Origin of the sequence: Oscillatoria sp. FACHB-1407 (assembly GCF_014697545.1) — a bacterium.
Taxonomy (GTDB): Bacteria; Cyanobacteriota; Cyanobacteriia; order Elainellales; family Elainellaceae; genus FACHB-1407.
Genome location: NZ_JACJSA010000003.1, coordinates 156,904 through 176,583 on the forward strand (window position 1 = coordinate 156,904; position 19,680 = coordinate 176,583).

Genomic DNA, 19,680 nt, shown 5'->3' on the forward strand with positions numbered 1-19,680 from the left:
TGCTCAGCTTCGGCGGTGCGCCAGTGTGGGGGTCGCCTGATCGGTGGGCATGACTAGCACCTCACTGATATTCACATGGGCTGGGCGAGTTGCGCAAAAGAACACAACATCAGCGATATCCTCTGCGGTCAAAGGCGTGAGTCCCTGATAGACTTTGGCAGCACGCTCCGCATCTCCGTGAAAGCGCACCTCACTAAACTCTGTTTCCACCATCCCTGGGTCAACCGAACTCACGCGCACCGGAGTGCCCAGCAAGTCGATCTTCATGCCTTCCGATAATGCCCGAACAGCAGCTTTTGTGGCGCAGTAAACGTTGCCTTTTGGGTAGGTTTGGTGCCCTGCCACGGAGCCAATGTTGATAACATGCCCCCGTCCTCGACTGACCATTCCCGGTAACACTGTTCGGCTGACGTACAGCAAGCCCTTGAGATTGGTGTCAATCATCTCTTCCCAATCTTGAATCTTGCCCTCGTGAAGGTTATCTAATCCCCGACTCAACCCGGCATTGTTGACCAGAATCTCGATCGCCCCCCATGCCTCTGGTAACGCACTGAGAGTCAATTCCACTTGAGTGCGATCGCTCACATCCAGGGCGATCGCCTGAACCGCTACCCCAAACTCTTGTTCGAGTTGCTGTGCCAACTGTTGCAACCGCTCCGATCGGCGAGCCGTCAAAATCAGCTTTGCTCCCCCTTGTGCAAACACCCTGGCACATGCCGCGCCAATGCCACTACTCGCACCTGTAACTAAGACAATTTGATCTTTTACTGAAATCATCGCAGTCTCATTCCATCCACATCCGCAGCTTCAACCATTCAACCGCAGACTGTTTACAAAAAGAAAGGGTTCATCCCCTACTCCTCTACTCCCCTACCCCTCTGCTCCTAACCGGACGCATCAAAGCTACAAACACCGTTCCCGATTTACCGCAAATTGCTGAACACTTTGCGATACACTAAGAAACAGTGCAATTTGAAATCGTTGCACAGATTCCCCAAAAATGGTGGAATAGACAGATACCAAATTCAAGATTCCAATCTTGAATAGCAGCCTCGCAAGATCAAGCTATCTTGTAGGCGATACGGGGGCGTGGCGGAATGGTAGACGCTGCGGACTTAGAAAACTGAGCCTTGATAAAGAAATTTATCAAGTGACCGCTCTCAAATTCAGGGAAACCTAACTCAGAAACAATACGTTTCAGATATGGCAATCCTGAGCCAAGCCACTTCAACTTGTGAGCCGTTAACATGAAAAGCGACTCAAGTCTGTGTGGAAGGTGCAGAGACTCGACGGGAGCTACCCTAACGTTTAGCCGAGGGTAAAGGGAGAGTCCAATTCTTAAAACCCTCAGAACGATCCTGAGCGGCAACAGCGAAAGCTGTAAAAGAATGAAAATCCGTTGACTGTATAAGTCGTGAGAGTTCAAGTCTCTCCGCCCCCATCCAAACCATAAAACTTTCATCATTGCAGAGTGTGAGCTAGGCTCAGGCTCGATATTGGCTATTCTCAGAGGCGGCTGTATCTTTGTACTTTGACTTCAGCCCTGATTTATGCCTATAATCTCTCTTTCCAAAGTGTTAAGGTTCATTGACGGAGCAAATCGCGTCTCGTTATCCAACAATCACTCATCTGGCAAAAGAATTTATACCTAAAGCATCATTTTCTTACAGTGAAATTTCGATATCTCTTAAAGTAGAAATTCAGGGTGTTTTCACGTAGGGACTGTTTTGTTGCACATGGTAAGCTAGAGGTTTCTAGTTTCATCAGGTGCGTTTTTATACCTTCTTGGTTCAGTAAACTCGTTTTCTCAGGGTTCGGTCATTCGTTTACGGGGGATAAAAACTTGTGTATCAAAAGCAACACTAGCCCCTATGATTGAGGGCTTTGGTAATGACTCTGTTTTAGATAAGCTCAACCATTTGAATCGCCAATTTTACCCCACCCCCAAGGGAAGCTTTTCTTACGTTATGGCTCGATTTACCGGAATTCATCAATGCCTTGTTGATGATTAGGTATCGGGAATAGCACCCAATCTATTGAATGTAATTGAACTACTATCCGACGTGGCTAATAGCTTAAGCCCTGTGGTAATAGTTCTATTCCGCGTTTTTGATTGGACTTAGCCCCGGCATACGACCGTTATTGCTATTTCTGTAGCTTCAGTTGGCGATCGCACACTAGTTTGCATCTCCACCCCAATCGTTGCTTCGTGAATTATTCATCCAAATTCGTTGTAGAAAGCGTTCGTCACTGTGAGTAGCGTAATGACCGGAAATAAATTAGTGGATGGCTACCAATCCAAAGCTTCCCATAGTCAGCCGAGTCGCTCTAAACGCGATGTTCCTAGGGCGCAGGAAGCCATCTACAGCTACCTTCTGGAAATCGTCAAAACCTGGTCTGCCGAGGACGTGTTAGCAGAGTTTAAGCACTTATTTATTCATCACGTCAATACAATTAGTTCTCATACCGTACCGCTCCTCTACGAAATCATCTTTTCAAACCAAGAGCAGGAATTTAGAAATACACTCAAGCGATCGTGCTATATCCTGATCAACAACTGGGATATCACTCGCAACCACAAATCAATTCAACACCTCATTCAACTGTTTGATGATCCGATCCTGAACCGCAGTGCCGCATCTGTGATGTCGCAGCGATTGAGAAATTGGATCAGAGCTTTTATTAAAAGTAAGGATTTTCAAGAACTTCAGTTATTTGCTGCCCGATATGAAGAACGGGAAAACATTCATTGGAGCCAACGCTACGCATCTTACCTACTGGTGCCCCAATATATTGATCTCAAAAACCCGATTGAGCAACGACAAGCTGCTAAAACGTTATCCAAACAACTCAAGGATAAATTTAAGTTTGATCTGGCAATGTATACGGCTCGATCTGACGTTGCTGCCCCTGCTGAATCAACTTATAAAAATCCAACTGCATTAGGAGATGAAGCACTTCGGCTAGTTAAATTAATTGTGGCAAAACGGGGAATGTTTAGTTATGCCAATTTTGCCAATATTTTTATTAATCAGACACAGCATTTGCCCTATCGAGACTTTAAGAAGAGCCTCCAAAAATATCTGATCTTTTCTGTTGAACATCACGAATACACACAGGCTCTAAAAGCACAACTTTTAGGAAAGCTAAACGTCCTCTATACAACTCGCGATGACCAGGTTATCGATGATGCTTTGCTACTGCGAACCTGTAATCGGGTCATTGAGTATCTAACTACTGAAAATCACGTTGAGCCTTCACCCCTCTTCGTTTTACTGCTTTCCCATGGCAATCCTCTCACTCTGGTTATTGTCCTGCTTAAAATTGTTCTGATTTGTAAGTACTCGCGCACTCATTTAGAAGCTCGTATTGCCAATTTAATCGCTTACTATCAAGAGTTTCCAGAAGAAGAATGCCGATGGGTCATCAATTTCTTCGAGATTTTTAGGGTGATCATGGCAATTTATACCGAGAATATTGAGTTCAATTTGGTGAACATGAATCCTGCCGAAAAGGACACACCACCGGACGCAAAATTGAGCCAGGTAATTGACGCCTATCGTATCTTTTCACAGCCTAAACAAACTCCTCAACCAGAGCGATCGCCCTCAGCAACAGAAGAGTCAGAATTAGAAGCTAGCTTGTCTGAGCTAGATGACTCCTTCTCAAGTTCTCCAATACCGGATTCACAGGGTGCATTTGACAGTTAGGGGAGTAGCGGTTGAAACCACAGCTACTAGAACAAAACCCGCCTCCGCAGGTTCAAAACCTCAGTCTGCGTAGACGGCCTTCGCTCCAATCGCCGCGAATTCATTTGCCGGGTTCAGTCCCCCAATCACTAGATGCACCCGGATTCAAATTTCTCGTGATTCCCTATCCTGCGGCAACTCATGGCGACAGCTAGATTTTGCAATTCCGGGTAATAGGACTAGAATAGAACATATGAACTAGTCTACTGAGTCAGCTGCTATGAGTATCTTTCAGCGTCTATGGGATGGTTTTGGATTTGGTGAGTCAGATGAATCTGATTATGAATACGAGTACGTCGAGGAGGAATCATCGGAGCAAGCTGATTGGCAACCCGGAGCACCAAACTCTAAACCAGCCTCGGCAACCAATGTAATTGGTATGGCGAGTCGTGGTGCAGGTTATACCGAAATGGTTGTAGTAGAGCCTCGCTCATTTGAAGACATTCCCCAGGTTGTAACAGCTCTTAAACAGCGGAAAACGGTCATTCTTAACCTTGGCTTGTTGGATGCGGACTCGGCACAGCGATGTGTTGACTTTGTTGCGGGTGGGGCTTTTGCAATGGATGGGCACCAAGAACGCATTGGGGAAACTATTTTTCTGTTTACTCCGGGGTTTGTGCAAATTAGCAATTACCCTAGCTCAGAGCGTCCCCTGGAGTCTGCTCCTGGAATCCCCCAACCAACTGCTGTTCCTCAATCTGCCTGGTCAATTGAGCAGACTCGTTTGGTGCAATAACTCCTGATATAGCCCGTTCTGATACATCCAGGGAGGATGCAGATGTAGCCTGGTTATATTCGTAGATGGGGCTACTCATTCTCAGGTAGGTAGAGGACGGGATACCAGCTTCGCCGCAAAATTTCTGCTGCAAAACTGGGAGATGACCATCTCAACAGTTTTCCAATGCTTTCAGAGGAGATGGCGATCGCGCTGATGTCCTCTTCCTGAGGGGCTAACAAGGTTTGCACAACGGCATTGCCCTTACGAATTTGGGATCTAACTGTTATTCCTGCTGTCTCCAGGTTTGCTTTTGCCTTTACTAATTCTTCCTCAGCTCGCTTCAGTTCACGACCTTCTAACTCTTTCGCTCGGCTCACCTCATCCACAACCCAACACAGCAAGCAAGACTCTAGTGCTTTGACAGGATGCCGCTGAGAATATTGTTTGACCTGCTCGACCAGGTAATTGGAATTATTACTGCCGTTGTAGGGCAGCAAAAGAGAACGCAGGAGATGACGACAGCGCAATTGCAATTCTTCACGAGTATAAGTAGAGATGAGTTGCGGACGCAGAATCAGCGTAGGAATTGCCCTCTGCTGGCAAATCTCCATCGTGGTGCTGCCAAACAATTTCTCACCTAACAGAGTGTTAGTCTCCATACCCAACACCAGCAGTTCGGTTTGATTGGCTTTGCTGACTGCCAGGATCTGATCCGTAATCCGTCCCCATTTGACTTCAACTTTGACCTCCACGCCTGGTGGCACTTGGTCAAGAGCAGGAGAGAGGCGATCGCGAGCTTGCTTCTCTTTTGCAGCATCCAGACGAGGCACCTCTTGCTCATTAGACATCGCAAGCACATGCAGAAACACAATTTGTGTTAACCCATGAGCTGCCAAATCAGAGACACAATTGACAAGCCTTTGCAGGCCATCTGAGAAATCGGTGCAGATCAGGCAACGTTGAAACATGCGTAGATTGAATAAATATGTAAGATACCAACACTTGAGAGGAAGGGTTCACTTCCACCCCATCATCATACCTGCTCAGCCCAAGGTGGTTTTCTCAATAAATACTGGAGCTTGATCAAACGTTGGGGAATGGTTACAACTTTTATAGATTGCCTGTAGGACGAAATGTAGAGGAAATCACTACGCAGTATCTCAATAAAAGCAGCACCTAGAGATCAAGCGAAAACATGCAACTTAAAATATCAAGCTATGGCAAGAAGACTAGGAAGTTGGGTGGACGTCCCTGCACCCCCAGCCCCTCTCCCTCTTGTTGACTCGGTGCCAACTAAGAAGAAACTTGGCAAGAGATGGAGATCGCCTACTCCAGCAAGGCTAGAGATTAGCCTTCTTCAACAAATCTCGGATGAGGTTGTCTTTAATCATTAACTGCTGGGCAGCCTCCATCAACTGATTCAAGACCTGGTTGTGGTCTAAATCCTGAAACTCATACTGAAGCCGCTGAAACTCGAACTGCTGTTCCATGCTTAACTCAAAAGCTTTCGGATCCATAGATTCCTCTCTTAATTAGCTAAGGGACTGGATAGGTGTATTGCTGACCAAATTGCGGATGATGTTGTCTTTGAGCATGAGTAACCGCGAAGCTTGCACAAGCAGGTTCAGAGCTTGCTCATGGCTCAGCCCTTTGACTTCATCCTGCATACGCCGCATCTCAAACTGTTGCTCTAGGGTCAGTTCAAATGCTGTAGGTTCCATAGGGTGCTCCTTGTAAGTGAGACATCTAGATTGACGAGAAGACCAGGCAAACGTCGAACAATTGGATCTCAATTTGCTAGCGATCCCCTGTAATTTCTATAAGTTCCCAGAAATTCAGGAATAACCGCTATTGGTATATTAAAAAAGATAACAATCGTTTGACAAATTGCCTATCCCCTTTGTGTGTACTTCGTTAGTTAGAAGATCCAGAGGTGGATCTTTCTATCCGGCAGATTTTGAGTATTTTGGCAAGTTACAAATTGTAAATATGTTCAAAATGGACGAAACTTATGCTATTTAGAACAGCTTTATAAAAAATTCTTCTTCTGGTGAAATTACAACCCTAAAATCATGCGCTAGACTTGTCATTGGTAGCTGATGTAAAGCAGTTCCCTTTTGGGGTTAATGCCCGATCAACTGCCGCTGTTCGAGACATCATTTCGATGGAAGTGGGTCATTGCCCCACTTTTTTTGTTTTTTAGGCGCTTATTAAGCATCTGTCTCTATTTATTGGCATTGGAGAAGATGACTCATCCATTGATTCCTCAAATACTTGATTTAGCTGGGCCCGTGGCAGAAAACCTAGGTCTAGAGGTCGTTGGGGCAGTATTCCATACCCATCAAAATCCGCCCGTATTGCGGGTAGATATCCGCAACCCTCAACAAGACACAGGGTTAGATGATTGTGAACGTATGAGTCACGCTTTGGAGACGACCCTGGATGCCACTAACCTGATTCCAGATGCTTATGTGCTCGAAATCTCTAGCCCTGGAATCGATCGAGTGCTGACAAGCGATCGCGAATTTATCTCTTTTAAGGGGTTCTCTGTCACGATAACTGCCGATGAGCCTTTTCACGGGCAAAAGGCATGGACAGGGCAACTCATTCGTCGCGATGAAGAGGCAGTTCACCTTAATCAAAAGGGTCGAGCGATCGCCATTCCACGGCAAATTATTCGCGCTGTGCAATTGAGCGGCTCCCCTAGAGGTGGAACGGCTTAGCATTGCTATTTTTGAAGAATGAATCATCACTCCTGGGAAACTTGAACCCCTTCCTGCTGAACCCTGCCAATTTCACCCCCAACACGACAACTTAAGACTTTCAGAGGTTACTTCTATGTCCATGGTCACTCTACCCGGACTGCAAGACATGATTGACAGCATTAGCCGTGAACGCAATCTTCCTAAACATGCAGTTCAGGCGGCATTGCGTGAGGCTCTGCTTAAAGGGTATGAACGCTATCGCCGCACCAATCGTCCTGACATCAATAGCTTTGATGAAGACTACTTCAGCAACTTTGAAGTTGAGCTAGATGTCGAGGATGAAGGGTTTCGAGTGCTTGCAACCAAAACCATCGTAGAAAGTGTAACCAACCCTGACCATCAAATTGCTCTCGAAGAAGTTCAGGAGGTAGCAGCCGAGGCTCAACTGGGAGATACCGTGGTTCTGGATGTTACCCCCGATCAGGGCGAATTTGGACGAATGGCTGCCATTCAAACCAAACAGGTTCTGGCGCAAAAGCTGCGCGATCAACAACGCAAGCTTGTTCAAGAAGAATTCCAAGAGTTGGAAGGCACGGTGTTGCAAGCTAGAGTGCTGCGGTTCGAGCGGCAGTCGGTGATTATGGCAGTTAATAGCGGCTTTGGTCAGCCTGAGGTTGAAGCTGAGCTATTAAAGCGGGATCAGTTGCCCAACGACAACTATCGCGCCAATGCCACTTTTAAAGTGTTCCTGAAAAAAGTGTCTGAAGGGTCTCATCGCGGTCCACAACTGTTGGTTTCTAGAGCAGATGCAGGTTTGGTAGTAGACCTATTTGCCAGTGAAGTGCCTGAGATTGAGGATGAGGTCGTGCGGATTGTCGCAGTGGCACGGGAAGCAAATCCCCCGTCTCGATCGGTTGGTCCTCGTACCAAAATTGCTGTCGATACCCTGGAGCGAGATGTTGATCCAGTTGGGGCTTGCATCGGCGCACGGGGATCGAGAATTCAGGTAGTTGTGAATGAACTACGTGGCGAGAAAATTGATGTGATCCGTTGGTCACCCGACCCTGCAACTTATATTTCCAATGCTCTGAGTCCAGCCCGTGTTGATGAGGTGCGTCTAGTCAACCCTGAGGAGCGGCAAGCTCACGTGTTGGTTGCCGAAGATCAACTCAGTCTGGCGATCGGCAAAGAGGGACAAAACGTTCGTCTGGCGGCACGATTAACCGGATGGAAAATTGATATCAAGGATTCGGCTAAATACGACTACGAAGCTGAGAACCGGAAAATTGCTGCTTTGGCGGAAGAACAACGATTGGCACGAGAAGCTGCCGCTCAAGCCGAAGAGGAGTATGATGAAGAATATGAGGATGAACTTGATCAGGAATTTGAAGAAGAATTTGATGACGAGGACACAACAGATGCCCCAAATCCCGATGAAGTAGCTGTTGCAGATGGATTTGGCGCAGAGATCAGCGATGCACTCAAGCGACCGGAATAACCTATCTAAATCAATTCCGTTGTGGAAATTAATTATCGCCGTTGTGTCAGTTGCCGCAGGGTAGCTCTAAAATCCGAGTTTTGGCGAGTTGTCAAGACATATCCCAGTAGCAGCATTTGCCTGGATTCAGGAATGGGTCGCTCTGCTTACCTCTGCCCACAAGCTAGTTGTCTCCAATCCGCTCAAAAAAAAGACCGATTGGGGCGATCGCTCAAAGCAACGGTTCCGGAATCGATTTACCAAATACTGTGGCAACGATTATCAGGAGTCGCTACGATAGAGAAAGCTGGCTTAAAGTAGCCACATTGTCATCTCAGGAAAAGTAACATTCAAAAAAGAGCTGTTCTTGCACTTACCCATTAGAATGGTTGGGATCACCAAAAGCATGCTGATGGCAATATCCTTCTCACAGCAGAGGTGTATCTAGGCTTTATTCTGGTAGTCAGTAGGTCAGTCTAAAACAGATTTAGGGCAGGTTCAGTGCAAAAATAGAGTATCCATCCGAAACAGAGATACAGCGATCGCTGCCATTGAAAACTGCCCTCAGTTTTCTTAACCTTTGCATTAGACAATATTTGTGTATGACAATAGAAGCGAGCTGTTCTTTTGATAACAGCTTGTTAGACTCCTGAGCAAACAATGGCTGCACTTTCTGCGGTTTCAACGCTATAACTGATTGTGGCAGTCAGATCTTGCATGACCAATTACGGTTAGCAATTGTATCTTCTTCGTTTGATGTTTGTTAAATGTAGTCTCGTCAAAACAGTAGGTCACTTTATGTGTTGAGTATTCAGCGTCAAGAGGAAAGAGTGGATGAACAACGGCAAAGTAAGAATTTACGAATTATCAAAGGAATTAAATTTGGACAATAGAGATATTTTGGCAGTCTGTGACCAGCTCAACATCAATGTCAAGAGTCACAGCAGCACAATATCAGACGCTGAAGCTGCTCGCATTCGCTCTGCTGCTGAAAAATACACCCCTAGTCATTCCTCATCCAGCAAAGCTAGTATGCCGACTCACTCCACAAACAACTCTTCACGGCAGGCTGGTCCTCAACCTCCTATTAAAAAGCAGCAAATTCTAGAAGTGCGTCGCCACCGTCCTGCGACGGAGCCGCCTAAGCGACCTGAGCCTCAATCAGTGCCCCCTAATGCGTCGCCTAATCAACCTCAGACAACAGCAGGGCAACCTCCTCGTTCTCCGGTGCGTCCCGTTACTCCTAACCGTCCGGTCAAATCGCCTACGGCTGATGATCTCCCCCCGGTAATGACATCCGAAGAGCCGATTGTTGCGCCTCCCACACCACCAGTCTTAGAACAGGTCGATGCACCTCAACCGCCAGCTCCAGTAGAGCCACCTGTTGCCAGAGAGGTTGTTAGTGAAGCCGAACCTGCCACCGATCTGGTGGAACCAGACTTTAGTGAACCGCAGATTGAAGCGGAGGTTAAAGAACCTACCATCGCGCCAGAATTGACTGCACCTCCTGCCCGCCCTGTACCCAAATCGGCTGGTGCTGGTCAGTCAACGTTGGTTAATCGACCTGTCCTAAAAAGACGTTCAGAACAGGGAGAGGCGGCTGCGGCTGGTCCATCTAGGGCACCTGTCAAGACCGATCGCTCTGAACGTTCGGATAGAGAACGCCCTGAAAGACCTGATACCAATCGCTCTAGACCTGCTGTAGCCAGCTCAGCTGCTTCAGGTGATGCTGCAACAGTGGCACCCCCTAAGCGAGTCATTGAGCTGCGTCATAAGCCAGTTCGTCCAGGGGTTGCTAGAGAGGAGGGGGCTTCAGACACATCAGCGAATCCAGCTTTTGTGCCACCTACGGCATCTGTTGAAACTGAATTGAAGCGTCCTACCCTGCCTCGTCCACCTAAGCGAGGTAAAGCCTGGGATGAGGAGGAAGAAGATCAAGAAGCAACTCCAAAAGCTGGTAAGGCTGGTGCGAAAGCCAAACGTCGTACCCAACTTCTAGATGATGAGGATATTGAACTCGATGATGTTCTCAACGCAGATGATGGCGATGACCAGGCACCTATTCAAGTGAGTCTGTCGTTGGCACGTCCGCCACGACCTAAGAACAAACCTGCTCAGGTTAAACAGCCAGCGGCAGTTACTCAGAAGGGTCGTAAGACTAGTGGTTCAAATGACAGAAACTTCCGTCGCGATCGCCGCGAACCTGAAGTTAAAGAGCGTCCGACTACCGTGTCATTAACTGGTAGCCTCTCGCTGCATGATTTAGCTGAAATCCTAGTTGTTCCTGAGACAGAGATTATCAAGACTCTCTTCTTCAAGGGAATTGCGGCTAACATCAACCAGATTCTTGATATTCCCACTGCCGCAATGGTGGCTCAAGAATTTGATATCGAGGTTGAAACGGTCGAAGCTGAGGCAGAGGCTAAGAAAGTGACCGAGATGCTTGATGTTGAGGATCTCGAAAATCTTCAGCGTCGTCCACCCGTTGTTACCATCATGGGTCACGTTGACCACGGTAAAACAACTCTGCTGGACTCCATCCGTAAAACGAAAGTCGCTCAAGGTGAGGCGGGTGGTATCACTCAGCATATTGGTGCGTATCACGTTGATGTGGAGCATGACGACAAGAAGGAACAAGTCGTATTTCTGGATACTCCAGGTCACGAAGCGTTTACCGCCATGCGGGCACGGGGGGCAAGGGTAACGGATATCGCTGTCCTCGTCGTAGCAGCTGATGACGGTGTACGTCCTCAAACGATTGAGGCTGTAAGCCACGCTAAAGCTGCTGGTGTTCCAATTGTGGTTGCTATCAACAAAGTAGACAAGGAAGAAGCGCAGCCTGATCGCGTCAAGCAAGAGCTGACCGAATACGGTTTAGTGGCTGAAGAGTGGGGTGGTGACACCATCATGGTTCCTGTCAGTGCGTTAACAGGTGAAAATCTGGATACGTTGCTGGAGATGTTACTCCTGGTTGCAGAGGTCGAAGATCTTCATGCCAACCCAGATCGTCTGGCACGAGGCACGATTATTGAAGCCAACCTGGATAAGGCTAGAGGCCCGGTTGCGACTCTGCTGATTCAAAATGGAACATTAAGGGTAGGAGATATCATTGTTGCGGGTCCAGTCTTCGGTAAAGTCCGAGCCATGATTGATGACCGGGGGCAACGTGTTAAAGAAGCAACGCCTTCCTTCGCGGTTGAAGTGCTGGGTCTGAGTGATGTTCCTGCCGCAGGTGACGAATTTGAAGTCTATGCCGATGAAAAAGAGGCACGGGCGATCGCCAACAGTCGTAGTGATCAGCAACGCCAGTCTCGTTTACAGCAGGCTATGGCTTCTCGTCGAGTTAGCTTGAATACCCTATCGGCTCAAGCTCAAGAAGGCGAACTCAAGGAACTCAACTTAATCCTCAAAGCCGATGTTCAAGGCTCGGTTGAGGCAATCTTGGCGGCTCTCCAACAACTTCCACAAAAAGAAGTTCAGGTTCGAGTCCTGTTGGCAGCACCTGGAGAAATCACTGAGACTGACGTTGACTTAGCGGCGGCTAGTAACGCCGTTATCATCGGCTTCAACACGACCTTTGCGAGTGGTGCTCGGCAAGCAGCTGATGAGGTTGGAGTCGATGTCCGAGACTACAACATCATCTATAAGTTGTTAGAGGATGTTCAAGGGGCAATGGAGGGTCTGCTTGAGCCAGAACTTGTTGAAGAACCTCTGGGTCAAGTGGAAGTTCGGGCAACCTTTACTTTGGGTCGTGGAACAGTGGCTGGTTGTTATGTCCTGTCTGGTAAAGCCATTCGTAACTGTCGAATCCGAGTCCGGCGCGGTGGAGAGGTCGTTTATGAAGGCAATCTCGATTCTCTGAAACGGATGAAGGATGACGTCAAAGAAGTCAATGCTGGCTTTGAATGCGGTATTCGTGTTGATGGCTTTAGCAATTGGGCAGAAGGCGATATCATCGAAACCTTCCGTTTAGTGACGAAGCGACGCACTCTAAGTGCCTAGCTACTTGTACCTAAGCTTTTTAGGTGAATTGATTCTTAAAAAGAGGGTAGTGCATTGCACTACCCTCTTTCTTTATTAAGAGACTGGTTATATTAGTTTAGTCAGAAAGCTTAGGACAAAGGCAGTAACTCAAACCTTGATTTGGGGGGCTTTCCTGACTCGCCTCTGCCCCATCGAATGTGGCTACAGCTATAGCCCTACGCATATGCATTAGGACATAAGGGGGTGTGGGGGCTGCGCCCCCAGCCAGGGATTCCACCCCTGCATCCCGTCCTAACCTTAGTGAGTACTGCTATATATAGCAATTGAAGAGTTGATTAGGATAAAGTGATGCAACCCTTTGATTGAGGGTGAAACCCCTACAACCCGTTGGGTCAGCTAGATTGACTTGCTATAGAAACCAAATAAATGTTGGGGCATAGGGGGTGATCTTTGGGTTATTTCCTCCGACTTGATTCGTTCGGATAACCCATAAAGAAGCTCCATGTCTCAACAAAATGTTGCTGATTTCATCATGGGCACGGCGTGGCAGCATGGTCCGCCAGGTAGTAAAGCCTGCTAGTAAAGCTCTGAGAGCTCCAGAGCGTGGCTCCGTTCCTGCGATTGCATCAGCATTTTTTTGCCAATCGAGTCGGGTGAGTCCAAATGGCTTAAGTTGCCGTTTTAGCGATCGCCCAATACTCATCAATTCTTGAAATCGAGCCGTTTGAGGATGATTGGGGTGAGCACGTAACCAATCTCGGATTTGAGGATTGGCCTCAATTTGCTCTTCCAACCGCTCAATCATAATGTAAAGAGCTTGGTTAGAATCTTGAACACAAGATTTGGCAGGGGTGACAATCGCTGCTCCTGTTCCATCGCCAACGCGATATCGCGCCATCATGATATCGAGCTGGTTCATGAATTCGGTGAGTGGCGAGAGGCGAATGCCGCTAAAGTCATAGTCTCTGGTGATGGCATCACATCGAACGAGGATGTCGGACACAGGGCGATTGCCTAACCAACCTCGTTGCAAATCTCCTAGGTAATTTTCCCAAGTGCTTGCGCCAGATATGATTCCATCGGGATTCTGAGCATAGACTTGGCGGTATTCAATTTGAAATTGCAACTCATCGGCTAAAGGTTCTCGAATCACACGAGCGATGCCATAGGAGAAATGCCCGGTAACTATTCCCAGTGGTGGCGATTCTCCTTGTTCACCCCCAATCCCTCCATAAAGGTGAATAACGATCGCCCGATCGCCTTCTTGCCATTTTGCCTGTGCTTCGGCAGCGTGAGTTGAATGCAGATCGATTAAGGTTCGGCTAAGGGTTCCTTTGCAAGATCGGAGATGTCTCCAGTTTTGATGCTCGACATACGTCAATCCTTCACGTCCTAATACCACTCTGTCAGGCTGAACCTGTACGGCAGTGCGAGGGATTATTGCCTGTACTACAAAAACTCCGTCGTTGTTTTTGGCTCCATAGATGTACCATCCATCTCCATTCAAGGGAGATTGCTCTAACCCCTGATTGGTAGAGCGGGCTAGACCTCCTCGATCGGGCGGCACTTGAGGGATATAGATAACTTCTCGAAAGCCATCAAATTGACGCGATCGCAAGTTGAAGTGGCGCACTTCAAAATAGTCGGGAAGCTGACCGCCAATTCGTCTGGTGATGCTAACTAGTCCATAAAATCGCCCTGTAATTTGAATGGGTTCTTTGGCAATGAGCAAACGATAATTGGCCTCTCTTCCTGACTTGAAGGGATCGATTGGTTCAACAACAACAGGTTCTCTAATCTTGACCAGCACATCATCCGTTGGGCGTGCTCCTGCCAGGGATTCTAGTGGTCCTACTAACAGGCGGTAGTTCAAGCGGTGGGGATGCACATTCCCTATTTTTTCGCCGTTTCGAGTGGTTTTGCTAAAGGCGATATTGCGTGTTGTAGCCTGAACGTACTTTTTAGTTTTGGCGATCGCCAACCATTGCAATGGCAGAACTTTGCCCACTAGATGATGATATTGATCAGGGGCACAATGCACCTCAATCCAAGCAAAATCCTCGGATTGAAATGGCTTTTTTTCTGGCAAAATCAAACGTCCAACCCAGGGAGCAATCGGGCGGTACACCGTCGAAACAACAGTCTGCTCTAACGGATAGAAATCAGGCTGATGATATGGCTCCTGGCTATAGAGAGAATAGTTAGATGGTTGAGCAGTCGTGGTTCTGCGGTGATATTCCCTATAAATTAACAGTGCCACAATGCCAAGCGAAAGCAGAATGAGGAGCAGCATGAGCAAACAGTTGTCGCTTTTGAGAGAATCAGGGGGATCGGCGAGATGACTTCAGGGAACGACGGCGGTTTCGCCCTAAATTGCTAGCCTGCTTTCGGCTGTCTTCGCCATCTTTGCGCCACTTTTGAATTCGATTTTGGGCACGTTTAAGAGGGCTTTCATTGTCATCCTGTGAAGGAGGGGGCGGTGGGACTTGTGCTTTGGCTTTAACATAGGCGGAGATAAAACCACCTGCAAACCCAGCGATCGCCCCCAACCCAATGCTGAACATGGCGGAGTATCCCATCAGGAAAAAACAGGCTAGGAAAAGAACCCAAAGTTGTAATCCGATAGTAACTCCATCATTAAACATAGGGTTTGATTAAGGCACGAATACTTTTAGTTGTGGCTCAAGGGGCAGGGTTGTGTCCACAGTTGCAACAAAAGGTTGCTCAGCGTCACTATAGGGTTCCAAAGATTGCTTTGGTAGTAGATCCGCCGTTGCATCAGCGATATCGCCTGTGCGGTGTTGTAAGCGATCGCTTAACACCTCTAAAGGGGCTGTGCAATGAATCAGTTGAATGGGTAATTGATTGGCTCGTGCTTGTGCGATCGCCTCCTGACGAAGGTTCTGGCGATCATACTTAGCATCCAGAATCACGGTGTAACCTTCCTTCGCCAAAGTGATCCCCAACTCTAGTAACCGACCATAAGTCTTTTCAGTCATCTCAGGTGTGTATAACTGGTCATCTCCCCGTTGCTGCAACGGGATGCCACCCAAATGCTTGCGCACGGCATCCGATCGAATATGAATACCATTCACCTGTTTTGCTAACTGTCGAGCAGTGGTTGTTTTGCCAGAGCCGGACAAGCCAGACATCAAAAACAATCGACCTTGACGGGGCTGAACACACTGCCATGCCAGTCGGTAATAAAGCGCAGCAGTCTCACTGGCCGATTGCTTTTCGGTATCTGGAATCGTGGGAATATCCAGCAGAAATGAAGTAACTTTCGCCCGCACATAGCTTTGGCGATTGACGTAAAGGGGCAAAATTTGTAGCCCTTCCCAGTCTCCTGTTTGTTCCACGTAGGTATTGAGGAACACAGTGCTGAGGTCTGACCGTTGCCGTGCCTCCAAATCCATCACAATGTAAGCAATGTCATACATCACATCGACAAAACGGAATGGCTCGTTAAACTCGATGCAATCAAATAGCAGCAACTTATCGTTCCACAGGCAAATGTTCCGCAGATGGATGTCCCCATGGCACTCCCGAATGCGGTTGTCATGAATGCGATCGCTAAATAAGTCTTGCCGCTCAGCGAAGAAGCGATCGGTGTAAGCACGAGTCTCATCAAATTGCTGCTGTGTTTGTGGACCCCCAATATAAGCTTCCGTTTGCTCATAGTTCTGATCAAAGGCTTCTCGAACTTTGAGAACCGTACCAAACGTGCGAATATAATCGTTGGTTTCTGCTGTGCTGTGAAATTGGGCGATCGCTACTGCCAACTCTTGCAACAATTGCTCCGTTAACTCCCCGCGATCATACAGGCTGGTCAGTAACGTCTCTTGGGGAAATTGACGCATCTGGACAACGTAGTCCACAATTTCACCGTCATCCTTTAGATGAAATTGATCCCCGGTTTGAGTAATCGGTAAAACCTGTAAATAGAGTTCGGCTGCGCCTCGTCGATTTAGACGCAGTTCCTCATGGCAAAAAAAATGGCGTTTTTCCAGCGTTGAATAGTCCAAAAAACCAAAATCAACGGGCTTCTTGACTTTATATGCCAACTCTCCCGTTAACAAAACATAGGATACGTGGGTTTGAATGAGCTGAATTGGCGGCTGTACCGGATGTGGATAAAAGTCCGGCTGCAACATCTGTTGAATCAGCGAAGGCAACGATGAATCGGTCATAGGTGAGTTGACAAACAATATTTGATTAATCCAGACCTATCATCGCTTACTTAGTGCTCATTACAGAGGCGTTATTCTGAATCAGAGGTCAACAACGTTTCCACAAATTGATACAATTCTTGCTCCGATCGCCCTTCTAATTGCAGGTTTTTGAGGTCGATCATGCCTCGCGACAATGCTTGAGCACGCTTTTTGTAAACATTATTAGCGGTCAGTAGATCGACAAACACTTCTTGCTCAATCTGTGAACGACTTGCATCGTCTGATAAGGGAGAAGCGTATGTCACCGAATCAGCTTCATACTTCAGTAGAAAAATTAGAGCATTGCTTAGGGCTTGCAACTGCTGCTGTAACTGACGAGTATCCAGGTCAAGGCGATTGAAGCCGACCTGCCCTTCAATCCGTAACTCAACAATGGGAGCATCGTCAGGATTAAGCTGGTTTGACTGAATTGCTCGCTGAACTTGGGCGATCGCTACCTGCTCTACATCTTCTAAGGTTTCATGCCCTCGTAGAGTACAGCTCAACCGCACAACCGACCGTTGATAATAATCCCGCTTCAGCTCAGCCTGAACTCCAGCAGCACCAATATCGACCAGATAAGCACCCCGCTCATATCGGCTTTCCTCAATGCTGTTTGCTTCTAGGGAACCAGGGTTGAAAATCCAGCCTTCAACGGAATAATTCTTGTGAATATGCCCCAACGCCAGGTAATCAACTCCAGCATTTCGCAGTGGTAGCACTTCGTCGTACCGCAGAGCACCTGCGTATCGGGCAATTTGTCCCTCCAAGCCATGGTGAAACATTAGAACAATATGCTCAGGTCCAGGTGGCAGGTTCTCAATCGCCGCAGCAATTTGCTCGATCGCCTTTGGTGCCGTTGCCCCGTACCAGTAGGAGCCTAAAACCCTAACACCACAAGGTAAATCAATATATCCACCTCGTTTTGTTTCTACATTCCACGGTTCGTAAAACAGTTCTCCGGCAGCAACATCACCTGGTTCAAGCAGAATCAAAAAATCCCAGTCTGCTAGATATCTGAGCCAACTTGATTTTGTGCCGTAAGGACGATTATCGTGGTTCCCTTCAATGGCTAAAACAGGAATATTGGCTTCCCGCAACATTTCAAAACAGATCTGCGCTTGATTCAAAATGGCAGGCTGAATGTTCCGCTGCTCAAACAGGTCACCAGCAATCAGAACAAAATCAACTTGGGCTGCGATCGCATACCGTTGTAAAACATCCTGAAGCGCATAAAAAAAGTCCTTCGTTCGCTCTCTGTTGTCATAGCGATCGAATCCCAAATGAATGTCAGCTATGTGCAGAAAACGAGCCACAGGACTTGAATATGAGTGAATTTAGATGGAAACAGGTGACGTCGAATTGGCCAGTTCTGCCAGACGCTCTTGCTGATCCTGAGAGATACAGGATTGGATGAGAGTATCGATGTCTCCTTCTAGAATCGGAGCCAGAGCAAAGTTCTGCCCCAATCGATGATCAGTGACGCGATTATCTTTGTAGTTATAGGTACGAATCTTTTCGGAGCGATCTCCCGTTCCAACTTGCGATCGCCGCATCGAAGTTACGGCTTCATACTGCTCTCGCAGCTTGATCTCATACAATTTTGCACGTAAGATCTGCATTGCCCGCTCTCGGTTTTGTAACTGCGATCGCTCCTCAGTACAAAAAATCCGAATGCCAGTTGGCTTGTGGAACAAATCAACCGCTGTTTCAACCTTGTTGACGTTTTGTCCACCTGCTCCACCAGAACGTGCTGTGGTTAGCTCGATGTCTTTAGGATCGATCTCTACCTCAACTTCATCAACTTCTGGCATCACTGCCACCGTTGCAGTTGAAGTATGAACTCGTCCTCCAGCTTCCGTCACTGGAACTCGTTGGACTCGATGAACTCCTGCCTCAAACTTGAGTTTGCTGTAAACTTGCTCACCTTGGATCTCAAGGATGGCCTGTTTAAAGCCACCCATCTCAGCAAGCGACTCGCTCACTAACTTGACTCGCCACCCTTGACTTTCGGCATATCGAGAATACATCCGCACTAAGTCGCCAGCCCAGATGCTCGCCTCATCTCCACCAGCTCCTGCCCGAATCTCCAACATGATGTTCTTCTCGTCATTTGGGTCACGCGGGAGGAGTAGGATCTTGAGGCGAGTCTCCAAAGTTTCTAGGGTTGTCTCAAGTTCATCAACCTCCAGAGCTGCCATCTCACGCAACTCTGGATCACCACTAGCTTCCTTGAGAATTTGCCGTGCTCCAGTCAAATCTTCTTGAGCCTTCTTCCAGTTCTCAAAGGTATTGACCGTTTCTTCCAGAGCCGAGCGAGCTTTCGCGACACGCTGAAACTCACCCGGATTAGTAGCCACGTCTGGATCTGCTAATCGCCGAGTCAGTTCATTGAACGTTTGCTCAACCGACTTTAGTTTCTCAAGTAGATATGCTTCAGCCATGGGAAGAATTTGACCATGAAGGGGAGTTAGGAGGCACGAATACAACCACTGACATCAGCCAGTCTGGCTGAAAATCATTTAACTCGTGACCCTAACGCTTCTTAGACTGCTTTGACTTCGTCTCAGCACCTTGATCGCCACCCTCCATCATGCCGTACTTCCGCAGGAAGCGTTCAACACGACCTTCGGTGTCAATAATTTTTTGGGTGCCTGTGAAGAATGGATGGTTGCCTGACCACACATCAACATGAAGTTCAGGCTTCGTGGAACCTACGGTCATAACCAACTCACCGTTGCAATAGACCTTGGCTTCCGGATACCACTGAGGATGAATATCAGCTTTTGCCATGATTTAAGGATGTAGAAATGGATGTCTTTACTAATTCTAACTT

16 protein-coding genes are annotated in these 19,680 nt (G+C 47.6%); 6 read left to right on the plus strand and 10 right to left on the minus strand.

The features are described from left to right. Positions 1-3 precede the first annotated feature (3 nt). Positions 4-777 (minus strand): SDR family oxidoreductase, encoded by a 774-nt coding sequence (locus H6G89_RS06595; RefSeq protein WP_190504516.1) that lies wholly within the window; start codon positions 775-777, stop codon positions 4-6. A 1,487-nt stretch (positions 778-2,264) separates the two neighbouring features. Here H6G89_RS06595 and H6G89_RS06600 point away from each other — a divergent pair. Then, positions 2,265-3,710 carry a hypothetical protein gene (locus H6G89_RS06600; RefSeq protein WP_190504517.1) on the plus strand — a complete coding sequence of 482 codons (1,446 nt, stop codon included), beginning with the start codon at positions 2,265-2,267 and terminating at the stop codon, positions 3,708-3,710. Positions 3,711-3,969: 259 nt separating this feature from the next. Beyond that, positions 3,970-4,485, plus strand: coding sequence for a cell division protein SepF (locus tag H6G89_RS06605; RefSeq protein WP_190504518.1), 516 nt, complete (start codon positions 3,970-3,972; stop codon positions 4,483-4,485). Between the two features lie 71 nt (positions 4,486-4,556). Here H6G89_RS06605 and H6G89_RS06610 read toward each other — a convergent pair whose 3' ends face one another. From H6G89_RS06610 to H6G89_RS06620, 3 genes are all read right to left on the minus strand, one after another. After that, a complete protein-coding gene (locus tag H6G89_RS06610; RefSeq protein WP_190504519.1) occupies positions 4,557-5,435 on the minus strand; it encodes a universal stress protein in 879 nt (292 codons plus the stop codon). Positions 5,436-5,807: 372 nt separating this feature from the next. Then, complete coding sequence (locus H6G89_RS06615) at positions 5,808-5,984, minus strand: NblA/ycf18 family protein (RefSeq protein WP_190504520.1); 177 nt, start codon at positions 5,982-5,984, stop codon at positions 5,808-5,810. A 15-nt stretch (positions 5,985-5,999) separates the two neighbouring features. Next, positions 6,000-6,188: an NblA/ycf18 family protein gene (locus H6G89_RS06620; RefSeq protein ID WP_190504521.1), complete on the minus strand. Its 189-nt coding sequence runs from the start codon at positions 6,186-6,188 to the stop codon at positions 6,000-6,002. Between the two features lie 525 nt (positions 6,189-6,713). Between H6G89_RS06620 and rimP the strand changes: the two genes are divergently transcribed. From rimP to infB, 4 genes are all read left to right on the plus strand, one after another. Beyond that, positions 6,714-7,190, plus strand: coding sequence for a ribosome maturation factor RimP (gene rimP / locus H6G89_RS06625; RefSeq protein WP_190504522.1), 477 nt, complete (start codon positions 6,714-6,716; stop codon positions 7,188-7,190). A gap of 115 nt (positions 7,191-7,305) precedes the next feature. Further along, positions 7,306-8,670, plus strand: coding sequence for a transcription termination factor NusA (nusA, locus tag H6G89_RS06630; RefSeq protein ID WP_190504523.1), 1,365 nt, complete (start codon positions 7,306-7,308; stop codon positions 8,668-8,670). Positions 8,671-8,691: 21 nt separating this feature from the next. Continuing rightward, positions 8,692-8,970 (plus strand): YlxR family protein, encoded by a 279-nt coding sequence (locus H6G89_RS06635; RefSeq protein ID WP_190504524.1) that lies wholly within the window; start codon positions 8,692-8,694, stop codon positions 8,968-8,970. Between the two features lie 513 nt (positions 8,971-9,483). Further along, positions 9,484-12,651: a translation initiation factor IF-2 gene (infB, locus tag H6G89_RS06640; RefSeq protein WP_190504525.1), complete on the plus strand. Its 3,168-nt coding sequence runs from the start codon at positions 9,484-9,486 to the stop codon at positions 12,649-12,651. A 391-nt stretch (positions 12,652-13,042) separates the two neighbouring features. Here the strand turns inward: infB and H6G89_RS06645 are convergent, their stop codons facing one another. The 6 genes from H6G89_RS06645 to rpmE form a co-directional block, all read right to left on the minus strand. Further along, a complete protein-coding gene (locus H6G89_RS06645; RefSeq protein WP_190504526.1) occupies positions 13,043-14,926 on the minus strand; it encodes an abortive infection protein in 1,884 nt (627 codons plus the stop codon). Between the two features lie 28 nt (positions 14,927-14,954). Next, a complete protein-coding gene (locus tag H6G89_RS06650) occupies positions 14,955-15,212 on the minus strand; it encodes a hypothetical protein (RefSeq protein ID WP_190504527.1) in 258 nt (85 codons plus the stop codon). A gap of 75 nt (positions 15,213-15,287) precedes the next feature. After that, entirely contained in the window at positions 15,288-16,823 is a 1,536-nt protein-coding gene (locus H6G89_RS06655) for a bifunctional aminoglycoside phosphotransferase/ATP-binding protein (RefSeq protein ID WP_190504528.1), read from the minus strand. Positions 16,824-16,894: 71 nt separating this feature from the next. Further along, the gene (locus H6G89_RS06660; protein ID WP_190504529.1) at positions 16,895-18,160 is read right to left on the minus strand and encodes a metallophosphoesterase family protein; all 1,266 of its coding nucleotides are present in this window, start codon (positions 18,158-18,160) and stop codon (positions 16,895-16,897) included. A 21-nt stretch (positions 18,161-18,181) separates the two neighbouring features. Then, positions 18,182-19,288 carry a peptide chain release factor 1 gene (prfA, locus tag H6G89_RS06665; protein WP_190504530.1) on the minus strand — a complete coding sequence of 369 codons (1,107 nt, stop codon included), beginning with the start codon at positions 19,286-19,288 and terminating at the stop codon, positions 18,182-18,184. A gap of 91 nt (positions 19,289-19,379) precedes the next feature. Next, a complete protein-coding gene (gene rpmE / locus H6G89_RS06670) occupies positions 19,380-19,637 on the minus strand; it encodes a 50S ribosomal protein L31 (RefSeq protein WP_190504531.1) in 258 nt (85 codons plus the stop codon). Between the last annotated feature and the right edge of the window lie 43 nt (positions 19,638-19,680).

What these genes read in the sequence shown, in the direction of transcription:
- H6G89_RS06650 (WP_190504527.1), bottom strand. Translation starts at nt 15,212, where the DNA reads ATGGGATACTCCGCCATGTTCAGCATTGGGTTGGGGGCGATCGCTGGG.
- H6G89_RS06600 (WP_190504517.1), top strand. Translation starts at nt 2,265, where the DNA reads ATGACCGGAAATAAATTAGTGGATGGCTACCAATCCAAAGCTTCCCAT.
- H6G89_RS06620 (WP_190504521.1), bottom strand. Translation starts at nt 6,188, where the DNA reads ATGGAACCTACAGCATTTGAACTGACCCTAGAGCAACAGTTTGAGATG.
- infB (WP_190504525.1), top strand. Translation starts at nt 9,484, where the DNA reads ATGAACAACGGCAAAGTAAGAATTTACGAATTATCAAAGGAATTAAAT.
- H6G89_RS06645 (WP_190504526.1), bottom strand. Translation starts at nt 14,926, where the DNA reads ATGCTGCTCCTCATTCTGCTTTCGCTTGGCATTGTGGCACTGTTAATT.
- prfA (WP_190504530.1), bottom strand. Translation starts at nt 19,288, where the DNA reads ATGGCTGAAGCATATCTACTTGAGAAACTAAAGTCGGTTGAGCAAACG.
- nusA (WP_190504523.1), top strand. Translation starts at nt 7,306, where the DNA reads ATGTCCATGGTCACTCTACCCGGACTGCAAGACATGATTGACAGCATT.
- H6G89_RS06655 (WP_190504528.1), bottom strand. Translation starts at nt 16,823, where the DNA reads ATGACCGATTCATCGTTGCCTTCGCTGATTCAACAGATGTTGCAGCCG.
- H6G89_RS06595 (WP_190504516.1), bottom strand. Translation starts at nt 777, where the DNA reads ATGATTTCAGTAAAAGATCAAATTGTCTTAGTTACAGGTGCGAGTAGT.
- rimP (WP_190504522.1), top strand. Translation starts at nt 6,714, where the DNA reads ATGACTCATCCATTGATTCCTCAAATACTTGATTTAGCTGGGCCCGTG.
- rpmE (WP_190504531.1), bottom strand. Translation starts at nt 19,637, where the DNA reads ATGGCAAAAGCTGATATTCATCCTCAGTGGTATCCGGAAGCCAAGGTC.
- H6G89_RS06610 (WP_190504519.1), bottom strand. Translation starts at nt 5,435, where the DNA reads ATGTTTCAACGTTGCCTGATCTGCACCGATTTCTCAGATGGCCTGCAA.
- H6G89_RS06605 (WP_190504518.1), top strand. Translation starts at nt 3,970, where the DNA reads ATGAGTATCTTTCAGCGTCTATGGGATGGTTTTGGATTTGGTGAGTCA.
- H6G89_RS06615 (WP_190504520.1), bottom strand. Translation starts at nt 5,984, where the DNA reads ATGGATCCGAAAGCTTTTGAGTTAAGCATGGAACAGCAGTTCGAGTTT.